Origin of the sequence: Pseudonocardia hydrocarbonoxydans, from assembly GCF_006539565.1 — a bacterium.
Taxonomy (GTDB): domain Bacteria; phylum Actinomycetota; class Actinomycetes; order Mycobacteriales; family Pseudonocardiaceae; genus Pseudonocardia; species Pseudonocardia hydrocarbonoxydans.
On the sequence record NZ_BJNG01000017.1, the window covers coordinates 198490 to 211701 of the forward strand.

The 13212-nt window shown below is 74.5% G+C and carries 11 protein-coding genes and 1 pseudogene; 9 read left to right on the forward strand and 3 right to left on the reverse strand.

The features are described 5' to 3' along the window. The first annotated feature begins 82 nt into the window (after window positions 1–82). The 8 genes and pseudogenes from PHY01_RS12125 (at window position 83) to PHY01_RS12160 (ending at window position 7992) form a co-directional block, all read left to right on the forward strand. Window positions 83–1560 (forward strand): annotated as a pseudogene (locus PHY01_RS12125) (sugar ABC transporter ATP-binding protein). Continuing rightward, window positions 1553–2557 carry an ABC transporter permease gene (locus PHY01_RS12130; RefSeq protein WP_141278693.1) on the forward strand — a complete coding sequence of 335 codons (1005 nt, stop codon included), beginning with the start codon at window positions 1553–1555 and terminating at the stop codon, window positions 2555–2557. Before PHY01_RS12125 ends, PHY01_RS12130 begins: the two are co-directional and overlap by 8 nt. 25 nt (window positions 2558–2582) lie before the next feature. Beyond that, a complete protein-coding gene (locus PHY01_RS12135) occupies window positions 2583–3629 on the forward strand; it encodes a substrate-binding domain-containing protein (RefSeq protein ID WP_141278694.1) in 1047 nt (348 codons plus the stop codon). Continuing rightward, on the forward strand, window positions 3626–4804 hold the full coding sequence (locus PHY01_RS12140; RefSeq protein ID WP_141278695.1) for a Gfo/Idh/MocA family protein: 1179 nt from the start codon (window positions 3626–3628) through the stop codon (window positions 4802–4804). The genes PHY01_RS12135 and PHY01_RS12140 overlap by 4 nt, the downstream gene beginning before the upstream one ends. Then, window positions 4801–5802: a sugar phosphate isomerase/epimerase family protein gene (locus PHY01_RS12145; protein ID WP_141278696.1), complete on the forward strand. Its 1002-nt coding sequence runs from the start codon at window positions 4801–4803 to the stop codon at window positions 5800–5802. Before PHY01_RS12140 ends, PHY01_RS12145 begins: the two co-directional genes overlap by 4 nt. Window positions 5803–5832: 30 nt before the next feature. Beyond that, on the forward strand, window positions 5833–6774 hold the full coding sequence (locus PHY01_RS12150; protein WP_141278697.1) for a ring-cleaving dioxygenase: 942 nt from the start codon (window positions 5833–5835) through the stop codon (window positions 6772–6774). Then, window positions 6774–7361: an alpha/beta hydrolase gene (locus tag PHY01_RS12155; RefSeq protein WP_141278698.1), complete on the forward strand. Its 588-nt coding sequence runs from the start codon at window positions 6774–6776 to the stop codon at window positions 7359–7361. The genes PHY01_RS12150 and PHY01_RS12155 overlap by 1 nt, the downstream gene beginning before the upstream one ends. A gap of 10 nt (window positions 7362–7371) precedes the next feature. Beyond that, complete coding sequence (locus PHY01_RS12160) at window positions 7372–7992, forward strand: L-threonylcarbamoyladenylate synthase (RefSeq protein ID WP_141278699.1); 621 nt, start codon at window positions 7372–7374, stop codon at window positions 7990–7992. A gap of 22 nt (window positions 7993–8014) precedes the next feature. On the opposite strand, the gene PHY01_RS12165 is transcribed toward PHY01_RS12160, so the two are convergent. From PHY01_RS12165 to PHY01_RS12175, 3 genes are all read right to left on the reverse strand, one after another. After that, window positions 8015–10348: a putative bifunctional diguanylate cyclase/phosphodiesterase gene (locus PHY01_RS12165; RefSeq protein WP_141278700.1), complete on the reverse strand. Its 2334-nt coding sequence runs from the start codon at window positions 10346–10348 to the stop codon at window positions 8015–8017. 94 nt (window positions 10349–10442) lie between these two features. Continuing rightward, a complete protein-coding gene (locus tag PHY01_RS12170; protein ID WP_141278701.1) occupies window positions 10443–11363 on the reverse strand; it encodes a pseudouridine synthase in 921 nt (306 codons plus the stop codon). Between the two features lie 112 nt (window positions 11364–11475). Beyond that, a complete protein-coding gene (locus PHY01_RS12175) occupies window positions 11476–11685 on the reverse strand; it encodes a DUF397 domain-containing protein (RefSeq protein ID WP_246085857.1) in 210 nt (69 codons plus the stop codon). Window positions 11686–11840: 155 nt separating this feature from the next. Between PHY01_RS12175 and PHY01_RS12180 the strand changes: the two genes are divergently transcribed. Then, complete coding sequence (locus PHY01_RS12180; RefSeq protein WP_141278703.1) at window positions 11841–13196, forward strand: tetratricopeptide repeat protein; 1356 nt, start codon at window positions 11841–11843, stop codon at window positions 13194–13196. The last annotated feature ends 16 nt before the right edge of the window (window positions 13197–13212 follow it).

Sequence of the window (13212 nt, forward strand, 5' to 3'; positions counted from 1 at the left end):
CGGAAAAATAGCTCGGACAGACATAATTCTGCCGTTGTAGGTCACTGGTCAACACTTCTACGTTGCCCCCGTGTTGCTGCAGATGCGGGGCATCGTCAAGGACTTCCCGGGGGTCCGCGCGCTCGACGGCGTCGACCTCGACGTCGCCGCGGGCGAGGTGCACTGCCTGCTGGGGCAGAACGGCGCCGGCAAGTCGACGCTGATCAAGGTGCTCGCCGGGGCCCACCGGCCCGACGCCGGCGAGCTGCGGTGGGCGGGGGAGCCCGTCGTGTTCGGCTCCCCGCAGGCCGCCGACACCGCCGGGATCGCGACGATCCACCAGGAGCTCGACCTGGTCCCGGGCCTGAGCGTCGCGGAGAACATCGTGCTCGGCCACGAACCGTCGCGGCTGGGTTTCACCCGTCCCCGCGACGCCGAGGACACCGCCCGCGCGCTGCTGCGCCGCCTCGGGCACCCGGAGATCCCGCCGCGCCGCGAGCTGGGCCGGCTGCCCGCCGCGGGCCAGCAGGTCGTCAGCATGGCCAGGGCGCTGGCCCGCGACGCCCGGCTGATCGTCATGGACGAGCCGTCGGCGGTGCTCGACCCGCACGAGGTGGAGAACCTGTTCCGGGTCGTGCGCGAGCTGACCGCCGACGGGGTCGCCGTCGTCTACATCTCCCACCGGCTCGCCGAGATCCGCGAGATCGGCGACCGGGTCACGGTCCTCAAGGACGGGCGGACGGTCGCCCGCGACCTCCCGGCCCGCACGACGCCGACCGCCGAGGTCATCCGGCTGATGACCGGCCGCACCACCGAGCACGCGTTCCCGCCGTCCACCGCCGCCCCCGGGGACACCGTCCTGGAGGTCGACGGGCTGGCCCGGGCCGGGGAGTTCGCCGGGGTCTCGTTCACGGTGCGGGCGGGCTGGCCGGGCTGGCCGGGCTGGTCGGCTCGGGCCGCTCGGAGATCCTGGAGACGATCTACGGCGCGCGCCGCGCCACCGCCGGGACGGTCCGGGTCCAGGGCGCCGCGCTGCGGCGCGGCTCGGTGCCCGCGGCCGTCCGCGCGGGGGTGGGGCTGTGCCCCGAGGAGCGCAAGAGCCAGGGCCTGCTGCTCGGCGAACCGGTGTACCGCAACGTGTCGCTGCCCGCGCTGGGCCGTTTCGCCCGCGCCGGGTTCGTGCGCGAGCCGGCCGAGGTCGCCGCCGCCACGGAGGTGACCGCGCAGCTCGACGTGCGCCCGGCCGACACGCGCCGCGTCGTCCGCACCCTGTCCGGCGGCAACCAGCAGAAGGTCGTGCTCGCGCGCTGGCTGCTGCGCGGCTGCACGGTGCTGCTGCTCGACGAGCCCACCCGCGGCGTCGACGTCGGCGCCCGCAGCGAGATCTACGCGCTGGTCCGGCGGCTCGCGGCGAGCGGGGTGGCCGTGGTGCTGGTGTCCAGCGAGGTGCCGGAGGTGCTCGGCCTCGCCGACCGGGTGCTGGTCGTCCGGGAGGGCGCGGTGGTCCACGAGGCGCCCGCCGACGATCTCGACGAGAGCCGGGTCCTGGACCTGGTGATGGAAGGGGCAACCGATGCCTGAGCAGACGACGGTCGCACCGCCGGTGGAACGGGCGGACAAGGGCCCCTCGGCGGTGGCCCGGGTGCTCGACAGCGGGGCCGGGCGCAACCTCGGCCTGGTCGCGGTGCTCGTGCTGCTGTGCGTGGTCGGGGTGTCCACCGCCGACACGTTCGCCACCACCTCGAACCTGCTGACGATCCTCACCTCGGCCTCGATCATCGGCGTCATCACCGTCGGGGTCACCTTCGTCATCATCGGCGGCGGCATCGACCTGTCAGTGGGCAAGGTGATGGCGCTGGCGTCGGTGTGGGCCACCACCGTCGCGACCCAGTCCTTCGGCCCGTGGGTCATGATCTTCTGCGCGCTCGCCGTGGGGGCGGGCGCGGGGCTGGTCAACGGCCTGCTCATCGCCTACGGGCGCATCGTCCCGTTCATCGTCACCCTGGCGATGCTGATCTCGGCGCAGGGCCTCGCGGAGCGGATCTCCGGGCGGCGCAGCCAGATCGTGGTCGACCCGGTCATCGCCGGGATCGCCACCACCCGACCGCTCGGCATCCCGCTGCTGGTCTACCTGTTCGCCGCCGTCGTCGCGGTGGGCTGGGTACTGCTCAACCGCACGACCTTCGGCCGCCGCACGTTCGCCATCGGCGGCAACCCCGAGGCCGCCCGCCTCGCCGGCCTCGACGTGAAGCGCCACACCGTCGCGCTCTACGTGCTCTCCGGCCTGTGCTGCGGCATCGCCGCGATCATGATCGCCTCGCTGACGACGACCGGGTCGAGCACCCACGGCACGCTCTACGAGCTCGACGCCATCGCCGCGGTGATCATCGGCGGCACGCTGCTGACGGGCGGTCGCGGCACGCTGATCGGCTCGATCCTCGGGGTGCTCGTCTTCACGACCATCACCAACCTGTTCGTCCTGAACAACCTGGCGACCGAGGTCCAGAACATCGCCAAGGGCGTGATCATCGTCGTCGCCGTCCTGATCCAGACCCGCGCGCAGCGCACCTCTCCCTGACCCCCGCACGAAGGAGTGCACCACCATGTCCGAGTCCATCGCGCGTCGCGGCTTCCTCGTCGGCGCCCTCGGTGTGGGCGCGGCCCTCACCGCCGCCTGCACCAGCAACGCCGCCCCGGCCGCCTCGGGGACCAACGTCGCCGCCGCCGCGGGTGACAACGCCGAGCCCGGCACGCCGGTGACGATCGGGTTCTCGGCCCCGGCCGCCGACCACGGCTGGATCGCCGCCATCGCGGCCAACGCCGCCGCCCAGGCGGAGCAGTACCCCGACGTCACGCTGGAGGCGGTGAACCCCACCAACGACATCACCCAGCAGATCGCCGCGGTCGAGACGCTGATCAACCAGGGCGTCGACGCGCTGGTGATCCTGCCCAACGACGGCAGCCAGCTCACCTCGCTGGGCCGCCGCGCGATGGACGCCGGCATCCCGGTGATCAACCTGGACCGCATCTTCGACTCCCCGCTGGCCTACCGGACCTGGATCGGCGGCGACAACTACGGCATGGGCGTCTCGGCGGGCACCTACATCGGCACCCGCCTGCGCGACGCGGGCGTGGCGAACCCGGTGATCGGCGAGATCGCCGGCATCGACAACCTGCCGCTGACCCAGGCCCGCAGCCAGGGCTTCGCCGACGCGCTGTCGTCGTTCGGGTTCGCCGTCGGCCCGCGCCAGGCCGCCGACTTCACCGCGCAGGGCGGCCAGCGCGTCGCGGCCAACCTGCTGCAGGCCGCCCCGCGGCTCGACGCGCTGTGGAACCACGACGACGACCAGGGCATCGGTGTGCTCGCGGCCATCACCCAGGCCGGGCGCAGCGAGTTCTTCATGGTCGGCGGAGCGGGCTCGGCCAACGCGATGCGCGAGATCCAGGGCGGCACCTCGGTGCTCGAGGCGACGGTCACCTACAGCCCGACGATGGCCTCCTCGGCGATGGCGCTGGCGCGGCTGGTGGCGCAGAACCGGGGGATGGGCGACCTGGTGGAGAAGGAGGTGCCGACCTCGATCACGCTGGCCTCGGCCACGATCACCGCCGAGAACGTCGCCGACTACCTGCCGCTCGGTTTCGAGTCATGACGCAGGGGTCCACCGGTCTGGGCGTGGGGATGGTCGGCCACGCCTTCATGGGCGCGGCCCACTCCCAGGCGTGGCGCACGGCGGGCCGGTTCTTCGACCTGCCGCTGTCCCCGGACATGGCCGTGCTCTGCGGCCGCGACGCCGCCACCGCGCAGGCCGCGGCCGACCGGCTGGGCTGGCGGCACGTCGTGACCGACTGGAAGGAGCTGCTCACCCGCGACGACGTGGCGCTCGTCGACGTGTGCGCGCCCGGTGACGTGCACGCCGAGATCGCGGTCGCGGCGCTCGACGCCGGCAAGCACGTGCTGTGCGAGAAGCCGCTGGCCAACACCGTCGACGAGGCGCGGGCGATGGTGGCGGCCGCGGAGCGGGCGCGGGCGAACGGCGTGCGCTCCATGGTGGGCTTCAACTACCGCCGGGTGCCCGCGGTCGCACTCGCCCGGCAGCTGGTGGCCGACGGGCGGATCGGGGAGATCCGCCACGTCCGCGGCACCTACCTGCAGGACTGGATCGTCGACCCGGAGTTCCCGCTGGTCTGGCGGCTGCAGGCCGATCGCGCCGGGTCGGGGGCACTCGGCGACATCGGCGCGCACGTCGTCGACCTGGCGCAGTTCGTCACCGGCGACCGGTTGACGGGGGTCTCGGCGCTGACGGAGACCTTCGTCCGGGAACGGCCGCTGCCCGAGGCCTCGCGCGGGCTCGCGGCGTCCGGGGGGCCCGGCCGCGGGCGGGTGGACGTCGACGACGCGGCGCTGTTCCTGGGCCGGTTCTCCCGGGGCGCGCTGGCCTCGTTCGAGGCCACCCGGTTCGCGACGGGCCGCAAGAACGCCCTGCGTCTGGAGGTCAACGGCAGCCTCGGCTCGCTGGCCTTCGACTTCGAGGCGATGAACGAGCTGTCGTTCTTCGACGGCACCGAGGACGCCCGGACCGCCGGGTTCCGGCGGATCCTGGTCACCGAGGCGGACCACCCGTGGGCGGCCGCGTGGTGGCCGCCGGGCCACGGGCTGGGCTACGAGCACACGTTCGTCCACGAGATCGTCGACCTGGTGCGCGACCTGGGGGCCGGCACCGACCCCGTCCCCTCGTTCGCCGACGGGCTGCAGGTGCAGCTCGTACTCGACGCCGTGCTGCGGTCGGCGGCCGCGGGCAGCCAGTGGAAGGAGATCGAGGAATGAGACCGGTCACGCTGTTCACCGGGCAATGGGCCGACCTGCCGTTCACCGAGGTGGCGCGGCTGGCGGGGGAGTGGGGCTACGACGGGCTGGAGATCGCCTGCTGGGGCGACCACTTCGACGTCTGGGCCGCGGTGGAGGACGACTCCTACGTGCAGGGCCGTCGCGACATCCTGGACAAGTACGGGCTGCAGGTCTTCGCGATCTCCAACCACCTCACCGGCCAGGCCGTCTGCGACGACCCGATCGACGCCCGGCACGAGGCGATCCTGCCGGCGCGGGTCTGGGGCGACGGGTCGCCGGAGGGCGTCCGGCAGCGGGCGGCCGAGGCCATGCAGGTCACCGCGCGGGCGGCGGCGCGGCTCGGCGTGGACACCGTGGTCGGGTTCACCGGGTCGAGCATCTGGAAGACCGTGGCGATGTTCCCGCCGGTGCCGCAGTCGATGGTGGACGACGGCTACCGCGACTTCGCCGACCGGTGGAACCCGATCCTCGACGTGTTCGACGAGGTCGGGGTGCGGTTCGCCCACGAGGTGCACCCGAGCGAGATCGCCTACGACTACTGGACGACCGTCGCCACGCTGGAGGCGATCGGACACCGTCCGGCGTTCGGGCTCAACTGGGACCCCAGCCACTTCGTGTGGCAGGACCTCGACCCGGTCGGGTTCCTGTGGGACTTCCGGGACCGGATCTACCACGTGGACTGCAAGGACGCGAAGGCCCGCGTCGGCAACGGCCGCAACGGCCGGATGGGCAGCCACCTGGCCTGGGCCGACCCGCGCCGGGGCTGGGACTTCGTCTCCACCGGGCACGGCGACGTCCCGTGGGAGGCGTGCTTCCGGATGCTCAACACGATCGGGTACACGGGCCCGATCTCCGTGGAGTGGGAGGACGCGGGGATGGACCGCCTGGTCGGGGCACCGGAGGCGCTGGAGTTCGTGCGGCGCCAGGCGTTCGACCCGCCGTCGGCGGCGTTCGACGCCGCGTTCTCCAGCCGGTGAGTTCTTGCGCAGTCAACTAGCGTGGGGTACATGACGGACCTCGCCCCGCACGGGCTGCACCACGTCACCGCGATCGCCTCGGACCCGCAGGCCAACGTCGACTTCTACACCGGCGTCCTGGGCCTGCGGCTGGTCAAGCAGACGGTCAACTTCGACGCGCCCGACGTCTACCACCTCTACTACGGCGACGAGACGGGCTCGCCGTCGTCGATCCTGACGTTCTTCCCCTGGCGCGGCGTGCCCGCCGGGCGGCAGGGCAGCGGGTTGACGACGGCGACCGCGTTCAGCGTGCCGCCGGAGTCGCTGGGCTGGTGGCAGAGCCGGATCGCCGCGCTCGGGATCGAGCACGAGGGCCCGCGCACCCGCGACGGCGAGGAGGTGCTGACCTTCCGCGACCCGGACGGGCTCGTCATCGACGTCGTCGCGGCGCCGGGCGACACCCGCTCGGGCTGGGACGGCGTGGCCGACGTGCCCGCCGAGCACGCGGTGCGCGGCCTGCACGCGGTGACGCTGTCCGAGCGCCTGCCCGACCCCACCGTCGAGCTGCTCACCGGACTGCTCGGGATGAGTGCCGCGGGCGAGGACGGCGACCGCGCCCGGTTCGCGATGGCCGGGGGCGGGGCGGGCGCGGTGCTCGACGTCGCGGCCGACCGGCGGCCCGACGGGCTGCAGGCCGGCGGCACGGTGCACCACGTCGCGTTCCGGGTCGCCGACCGCGCGACGCAGGCCGCGTGGCGGGCGGAGCTGGTCGAGGCGGGGATGCAGGTCACCGAGATCCTGGACCGGCAGTACTTCACGTCGATCTACTTCCGCGAGCCCGGGGGCGTGCTGTTCGAGATCGCCACCGACGAGCCGGGGTTCGCGGTCGACGAGCCGCTGCTGGAGCTGGGCCGCTCGCTGAAGCTGCCGCCCTGGCTGGAGCCGACGCGCGAGCAGATCGCCGCGTCCCTGCCGACGCTGCGGGTGCCGTGATGAGCTTCGAGCACGTCTCGCTCCCGGGTGAGGGCACGCCGCTGCTCCTGCTGCACGGCACCGGCGGCGACGAGCACGACCTGCTGCCGCTGCGCGACCACCTCGCCCCGGGAGCCCCGGTCCTGTCCCCGCGCGGGAGGGTGTCGGAGAACGGGGCGAACCGGTTCTTCCGGCGCCTGGCCGAGGGGGTGCTCGACGAGGACGATCTGCGCGCGCGCGTCGACGAGCTGGCCGACTTCGTGCTGGGCGTGGATCCGGGCCCCTGGGTGGCGGCCGGGTTCTCCAACGGGGCGAACACCGCGTCGGCGATGCTGTTCCGGCGACCCGAGGTGCTCACCGGTGCGGTCCTGCTGGCGGCGATGGTCCCGTTCCGCGACGGGCCCGGCCCGGTCGACCTGACCGGCCGGCGGGTGGCGGTGTCCAACGGCCGTCGCGACCCCCTGGTGAGCGCGGCGGAGACGGCCACCCTCGTCGCGCAGCTGCGGGGGTGCGGGGCGGAGGTCGCGGAGTTCCCGCACGGCGGCGGGCACGGTGTCGATGCGGCGGTGCTGCCGGAGATCCGGGCCTTCCTGTCCGGTTCCGGTTAGCCTGCCGGGCATGGCCCGCTACTTCGATGTGCACCCGGTCGACCCGCAGCGGCGATCGATCACCCAGGTCGCCGACCTCGTCCGGGACGGCGGGCTCATCGCGTACCCCACCGACTCGTGCTTCGCGCTGGGCTGCCAGCTCGGCAACGGCAAGGGGCTCGACCGGATCCGCGAGATCCGCCATCTCGACGACCGGCACCACTTCACCCTGATGTGCGCCGACTTCGCCCAGCTCGGGCAGTTCGTGCAGGTCAGCAACGCGGTGTTCCGGTCGGTCAAGGCCGCGACGCCGGGCCAGTACACGTTCATCCTGCCCGCCACCAAGGACGTCCCGCGGAGGCTGCTGCACCCGAAGAAGAAGACCGTCGGGGTGCGCATCCCCGAGCACGTCGTCACCCAGGCCCTGCTGGCCGAGCTGGGGGAGCCGCTGCTGTCCTCGACGCTGCTGCTGCCCGACCAGGAGGAGCCGATGACGCAGGGCTGGGACATCAAGGAGCGGCTGGACCACCTCGTCGACGCCGTCATCGACTCCGGCGAGTGCGGCACCGAGCCGACCACCGTCGTCGACCTCTCCGGCGACGAGCCGGAGATCGTGCGCGTCGGCGCGGGGGACCCGTCCCGCTTCGAGTAGGCCCGGTCCGCGCGGGACCGGTTCAGCCGACGCGGCCCAGCAGTGCCGGGTCCAGCACCGGCTGCTCGGCGAGCACCAGCGGCGTGAGGTCGCCGGGCGGGGCGGGGCGGCCGATGAGGTGGCCCTGCACCAGGTCACAGCCCAGTCGGCGCAGCACGTGGAGCTGGCCCGCCCGTTCCACGCCCTCGGCGACGGTCCGCAGCCCGAGATGGCGGGTCAGTCCGAACAGCCCGACCAGGAACCGCTTCTTCTGCACGTCGTGGTCGATGTCGGCCACGAAGAAGCGGTCGATCTTCACCGTGTCAACGGGCGTGCTCGACAGCCGGGCGAGGGTGGAGTAGCCGGTGCCGAAGTCGTCGAGGGCGAGGCGGACCCCCGCCGCGTGCAGGGCGTTCATCACGTCGACGGCGGTCTCCGGCCGGTTCGTCATCGCGCTCTCGGTGATCTCCAGGGTCAGCTGGCCCGCGGCCAGCCGGTACCGGGCGACGAGCTCGGCGATGCGGCCGGGCAGCCCGTCGTCGGTCAGCTCGGTGGGGTTGACGTTCACCGCGATCCGCAGCTGCCGGTGCCCGAGCGCGCGGTTCCACTCGCCGAGCTGTGCGCAGGACTGGGCGAGCATCGAGGCGGTGAGGTGCCCGGACAGGCCGGCCCGCGCGGAGATCGGCACGAACGTCGTCGGCGGCACCTCGACGCCGTCGTGGGTCCACCGGGCCAGCGCCTCGAACGCCCCGATCCGCCCGCTCACCGGGTCGACGACGGGCTGGTAGACCGCCCGCACCAGGTCGCGCTCCAGCGCCTCGGCGAACGCCCGCTGCAGGGCGGGCTCGTCGCGGCGACGCTCGGCGTCGAGTGACGGGGAGTGCACCAGGATGCCGCCGCCGCTCCCGAGCGCCTTGACCGCGTACATCGCGACGTCCGCGCGGTGCAGCAGGGTGGCCGCGTGGTCGGCCCCGGGCTGGTCGGGGCCGGGCTCGACCGAGGCGACGCCGATGCTCGCCGACACCGTCACGCGGCGGCCCTGCAGGTGGAAGGGCTCGGCGAAGGTGTCGAGCAGGGCCCGGGCGACGACCGTGGCCTCGTGCCCGGGCCGCGTGCCCTGCTCGACGAGGACCGCGAACTCGTCGCCGCCCAGGCGGGCCAGGGTGTCGGCGGCGCGCAGGGTGGCGCGCAGCCGGGCGGCGACGAGTACGAGCAGGGCGTCGCCCATGGCGTGCCCGAGGCTGTCGTTGACGGCCTTGAAACCGTCGAGGTCGAGGAAGACCACCGACACCGGGGTGCGGTGGCGGGCCGAGAGGTCCAGCGCGTGGCCGAGCCGGTCGAGGAACAGGGCGCGGTTGGCCAGGCCGGTGAGCCCGTCGCGGAAGGCCAGCTCGTGCAGCTGGACCTCCCGCTGCTGGACGGTCCGGGCCAGCGTCTCGTTGTCGCGGACCGTCACGTACTGGCGCGCGAGCACCAGCCCGACCAGCGCGACGATCAGCCCGATGGCGATCGGGTCGAGCGCGGTCCCGGTGGCCGACTGGACGGCCGCGACGAGCACGGCCGCGGCCAGTGGCAGGTAGGGCAGCAGCCCCGCCGGGGCGACGGTCGCCGCGGCGGGCGGCCGCGGGCCCCGCCGCACCCCCGTCACCAGCGAGCCCGCCGTGCCCAGCAACAGGAACGCGGCCCACCAGCCCCAGTCGGCAGGCGACCCGGACAGGTAGGTCCCGGCCGCCGTCTCGTAGGAGAACGCGACGTCGGACACGGTCATGGCGACCATCGACAGCCCGAGAAGACCCCACAGCAGCGGCTTCTCGCGGGTCTGGGCGAGGGTGAGGACGGTGACGGTCAGCAGGACGACGTCGGCGAGGGGATAGGCCAGCGCGACGACGACCTCGGCGACCGGCCGGCCGGCGGCCATCGGGTCGATGACGGCGAACCAGGCGAGCAGGCCGAGCGCGCAGCCGACCATGAGCGCGTCCAGCAGCCGGCGCGGGGTGGCCATGCCCGAGCGCGGGGACAGCAGGCCGAACCCGACCAGGGCGGCCACCGGGAAGGCGAGGAACCCGACGTCGGCCACCGACGGGAAGGGCGTGGTGACGCCGAGGGACTCCAGCACCGTCCACACGATCTGCCCGGCGGCCCAGGACCCGGCCGCGACGGCGAGCGCGCACCAGCCGCGCCGGGACCGGCCCCGCGACCGCCGGGCCGCACGCGCGCACCCGGCGACCGCCGCGGCGGCGAAGCTCAGCACGCCGAGGTTCGCCGCCCACTGCTGGGCCTGGCCGTCCAGGGCGGTCGTGAGCCCGACCAGGAACAGGAACGCGGTGACGGCCGCGATCCCGGTCCCGGGGACCACCGCGCGCAGCGGGGTTGACATCACCGGCACCACGATGGGGCGCACGGGCCCGGTGTCGAGACCGGCGGCGCCGGTTCCACCCGTTCGGGTCGGGCGGCCCGGTCGGCGCCGCCCGTCACGGCGCGGATCCCGGCAGGTCGCCCAGACGCAGCGTGCTGTGGAACCGCCGCGCCGTGCCGGTGATCGGGTCGGTGAAGGCGAGCTCGGCCGCGAGCAGCTGCAGCGGCCGGCTGAAGTCGTCCAGGGCCTGCTCGCGGACCGTGGGGTAGAAGTCGTCGTCGACGATCGGCAGACCCAGCGAGGCCATGTGCAGCCGGAGCTGGTGGGTGCGGCCGGTGCGCGGGGTGAGGCGGTAGCGGGCCAGCCCGCCGCGCGCGGCCACCAGCTCGACGAGCGTCTCGGCGTTGGGCGGCCCGTCGACCTCCCTGGCCTGCAGCACGCCCCGCTCCTTGACGATGCGGCTGCGGACCGTGCGCGGCAGCTCCACCGCCGGGTCGTGCGGGGCCAGCGCCTCGTAGACCTTGTGGACGCGGCGGTCCCGGAACAGCGTCTGGTACGCCCCCCGCCGCTCGCGGCGCACCACGAACATCACCAGCCCGGCCGTCACGCGGTCGAGCCGGTGGGCGGGGCTCAGCTCGGGCAGGTCGAGGTCGCGGCGCAGCCGCACCAGCGCGGTCTCGGCGACGTGGCGCCCGCGCGGGATGGTGGCCAGGAAGTGCGGCTTGTCGACGACGAGCAGGTCGTCGTCGCGGTGCACCACCCCGATGGCGAACGGCACCGGTGTCTCCTCGGGGAGGTCGCGGTGGAACCACAGGTAGGTGCCCGGGCGGAACGGCGACGCCGCGTCCAGCGGCCCGTCGAGGGTGACGATCCGGTGCTCGGCCAGCATCTCCTCGACCCGCTCGGGGGCGACGCGGGGCAGCCGCTCCACGAGGTGGTCGCGCATGGTCGCCCAGTGCCCCTGCTCGGGCGTGCGGAGGCGGACCGGGTCGAGACCCAGCCGGGAGGGGAGGGGGGACCGCGGTCGGGCGCGCACCGCTACGACCCGGTCCGGCTGGACGCGGCGGGATCGTCACCGTGGTCGTGCTGCACCGGACTCCCTGGACGCCTCGCGGCGACCCCGTCCGGTGAGGATCAGTCGGTGACGATCACTCGGCGAGGTCGTCGAACTCCCCGGCGCGGACGCCGTCGAGGAACGCCGCGATCTCGGCGCGAGTGTAGACGAGGGTGGGACCGCCGGGATGGCGGGAGTTGCGCATCGCCACGCCGCCGTCGGCCGTGGCCGCGAGCTCCACGCAGTTGCCGGTCGGGTTGCTCGCGGAGCTCTTCCGCCAGGCGAGCGTCTCTTGCAGATGCACGTGCAGATGTTCACGCACCCGCACTTGCAGATGCAAGCTCGTTCCGACACGATCGGATCGCGGTCGACACCGCACGCGGCCCACCCGATCCCCGGCGGCCGGCGTCTCCCTCGGACGCCGGCCGCCGGGTTCCACCCGTATCGTCACCGGTGCGCATGAAGTACACCCACCTCGTCACCGGCGTCTTCACGGTCCTGCACGACCCCGTCACGGGGCGGGCGGTGGCCGGGCACCGCGCCGTGCGCGCAGCACTGGTCGGTGCGCAGCTCGCGGGCCTGGTGATCGCAGGCCGGCTCGCCGTCGAGGACGGGCGGATGGTGGCGACCGGCCCCCCGGACGACGAGCACCGGGACGACCCGACCGGTGACCTCGTCGTCGCGGCGGTGGACGGTGCGCCCCACGACATCCGGTACTGGGGCACGGCCCTGGGCGACACCGTGTACGACCGCACCGCGCAGGCCCTCGTCGACGCCGGCGTGCTGCGTCGCGACGCCGCGCGGCTGCGCGCGCCGCGCTGGCCCGCCGCCGACCCGGTGCGGGCCGCCCGCGCCCGCCTGGAGATCGAGCAGCGCGTGGCCGACCCGGTGTCGTTCGACCTGCCCGGGGCCGTCGCCCTCGCGTGCCTGCTCGCCGTGGGTGCGGGCGGCGAGCTCGCCCCCGGCTCCGGTTTCGTCGACGAGCTGGTGGCCGAGCTGCCCACAGGGCCGGCCGCGGTCGTCACGGCGCTGGCGGAGGTCCCGGTGCGGCCGATGCCGGGCGGCGGGCGGTTCGCCGGGTCCCGCCTGGTTGTCGAGGCCGCGGTCCTGCAGCGCCGCGCCGACGCCCCGGCCGCCCGCCCCGGCCGCGCCGCGCTGCGTGCCCGGCACGACGCGGCGGCCGCGCTCGTCGGCGTGGGCCGGGCGGGCGAGGCCGTGCCGCTGCTGGAGGAGGTGGTGGCCGAGGCCGTGCACGACCTCGGGCCCGCCGACCCCGACGCCCTCACCGCCGAGGGCAACCTCGCCGTCGCCTACCTCGCGGCGGGGCGGCCGGCATCGGGCGTCCCGCTGCTGGTCGAGGTGCTGGAGGAGCGCGAGTGGTCCCTCGGCGCCGACCATCCGCTGTCCCTGACCGCCCGTGACGTCCTGGCGTCGGTGCACCGCTCCGCGGGCCGCCCCGCCGAGGCGCTGGCCCACTACGGGCCGGTGGTGGAGCACCGCACCCGCGTGCTGGGCCCGGGGCACCCCGACACGCTCGTCTCCCGGCTCGGCGCGGGTCTGGCCCTCGCCGACGACGGCGACCCGCGCGCGGCCGTGGCCGTGCTCACCGACGCGCTGCGCGACGCGCTGGCGGAGCAGGGACCCGGGCACCGCTGCACGGTCGCGATCCGCGGCGCGCTGGCCGGCTGCCTCGACCTCGCGGGCCGCCCCGTGGAGGCCCGCACGGAGTACGACCGGGCGGCACGTGACGCGGCGACCGGCCTGGGCCCGGCCGACCCCGACACCGCCGCGCTGCGGGCCGTCCTGCCCCGCTGACCCGCCTGCGCCCGAT